At 62.7% G+C, this 2,381-nt stretch carries 2 protein-coding genes and 1 pseudogene; all 3 read left to right on the plus strand.

The annotated features are described in order from the left end of the window. The coding region (locus tag EN984_RS31475) for an MFS transporter (protein WP_164765786.1) at positions 1–693 on the plus strand (693 nt) is incomplete at its 5' end. A gap of 177 nt (positions 694–870) precedes the next feature. After that, positions 871–1,782 (plus strand): ABC transporter substrate-binding protein, encoded by a 912-nt coding sequence (locus tag EN984_RS31480; protein ID WP_127267860.1) that lies wholly within the window; start codon positions 871–873, stop codon positions 1,780–1,782. Positions 1,783–1,837: 55 nt separating this feature from the next. Further along, a pseudogene (locus EN984_RS31485) lies at positions 1,838–2,381 on the plus strand (ABC transporter permease); the annotation flags it as partial.

Consider the following 2,381-nt stretch of genomic DNA (forward strand, 5'->3'; position numbering starts at 1 on the left):
TCCTTCATCTCCATCCTGCCGCTGGCCGCCGTCGGCGCTATCATCCTGTCGTTCCTGCGGCTGCCGGCGAAAGCATCCGGCAAGGTGGAGATCGCCGACAGCGACGCCAGGCCACTGGCTGAAATCGTCACGCAGCCGCGTTTCGTCGCCGCGCTTTTCTGCGCGGTCGGCAGCTATGCGCTGATGAGCTTCGTCATGACGGGCGCACCGCTGGCCATGGTCGGTTGCGGCCTGTCGGAGAACGACGCGACGCTCGGCATCTCCTGGCACGTCATGGCGATGTTCGCGCCAAGCTTCTTCACCGGCTCGCTGATCCATCGCTTCGGCGCCGAACGCATTGTGGCCACCGGCCTGATCCTGCTCATCGGCTGCGCCATTGTCGCTCTGTCGGGCCTGGCGCTGTGGCAGTTCTGGACGTCGCTGATCCTGCTAGGCCTTGGCTGGAACTTCGGCTTCATCGGCGCGACCGCGATGGTGGCCGCCACCTACAGGCCGTCGGAAAAGGGCAAGGTGCAAGGCTTCCACGACTTCGTCCTGTTCGGCTCCGTCGCCTGCGCCTCGCTGATGTCGGGCATGGTCTACAACGCCTGGGGCTGGGAGATGCTGAACTGGATAGTCTTTCCGGTTACCGTCCTGTGCTTCGTGGCGCTCGGCGCGCTCAAGCTGACGAGCTTGCGCAAAGCCGAAGCCTGATCCATCCGCCGTTTCACCTGACACGGCGCTGTCAGCACGATGTCGGCCGAATTTACCGCTTCGGAACAAAAATATTGCGTCTGTACCTATTGTTATGAAACCGTGTACCCCGACTGGCCGTTGAAGCCATGCTCATATGCGGTCACCGCGTTTCGGTTCATAGCAAGGGGTTTCACAATGTTTTCAGTCAAGTTTCTGGCCGGCGCGGCATTGGCGCTCGGCATCACGGTGGCTTCCGCCAATGCCCAGGTGGTTGTCTCTTCGAAGATCGACACAGAGGGCGGCGTGCTGGGTAACATCATCCAGCTCGTGCTCAACGCCAACAACATCAAGACATCGGACCGTATCCAGCTCGGTGGCACGCCGGTGGTGCGCAAGGCGATCACCGCCGGCGAGATCGACATCTATCCCGAATACACCGGCAACGCCGCTTTCTTCTTCGAAAAGGCCGACGACCCGGTCTGGAAAGACGCCGCCAAGGCCTATGAAACGGCCAAGAAGCTCGACTACGACGCCAACAAGATCGTCTGGCTGTCGCCGTCGCCCGCAAACAACACCTGGGCGATCGCGCTTCGCAAGGAAGTCGCCGAGACCAACAAGCTCGCCACGCTTACCGACTTCGGCAAATATGTCGCGGGCGGCGGTCAGGTGGTGCTGGCGGCTTCCGCCGAGTTCGTCAATTCGGCGGCCGCACTTCCGGCTTTCCAGACCACCTATGGCTTCACGCTGAAGCCTGAGCAATTGATCACCCTCTCGGGCGGCGACACGGCGGCAACCATCGCAGCGGCCGCCAACCAGACCAATGGCGCCACTGCGGCCATGGTCTACGGCACCGATGGCGGCATCGCACCGTCCGGGCTCGTCGTGCTCGACGACGACAAGGGCGTGCAGCCGGTCTACCAGCCGGCGCCGATCATCCGCGAAGCGGTGCTGAAGGAGCATCCCGAGATCGAGACGCTGCTGAAGCCGGTTTTCGCCAAGCTCGACCTCGTCACCCTGCAGGAACTGAACGGTCGCGTTCAGGTCGGCGGCGAGCCGGTCAAGGGCGTCGCCGAGGACTTCCTGAAGAAGAACGGCTTCCTGAAGTAGGACGATTCCGGCGCGCCGCTTTCGTGGCGCGCCGGATCGACTGAAGGGGCAGGGCGTGAACATCCGCTTCGACAAGCTCGGCGTGGTCATCGCCGCGATATCAGCCTATGCGGCCTTCGCCGCCCCCTTTGCCACGTTCCGTGCCAACCGCATCGTCCCCGGCCAGGCGCGCTCGATTCTCGATGCGCTGCCGGCAACGACCGGGACGCTGCTGCTCGCCATCATTGTCGCCGCAGCACTCATTGCGCTGTTCAAGACACCACTTGTGCTGCGCCTTGCCGCCAGCGTGATGGCGCTTGCCGCGCTCGCGCTGCTGATCGGTGTCGCCGGAACATTTCTCACGCCGGCGGGCAACACCTTCGCCAGAGTTTCGCCAGCCTCCGGTTTCTGGATTCTGATCTTTGCCTTCACGCTTTTGCTCGCCGACGTGCTGACAAGGCTGAACCTGTCGCCATTGGCGCGGGTTGGCGTGCTTGTGGTCGCGGCTTTGGCGATCGGGCTGCTGTTGATTTCGGGAAGCTGGGACAATCTGTCGATCCTGAAGGAATATTTCAACCGCGCCGACAGTTTCTGGGCAGAGGGCTCCAAGCATGTAACGC

The organism is Mesorhizobium sp. M7A.F.Ca.CA.004.12.1.1, assembly GCF_003997835.1.
GTDB lineage: Bacteria > Pseudomonadota > Alphaproteobacteria > Rhizobiales > Rhizobiaceae > Mesorhizobium.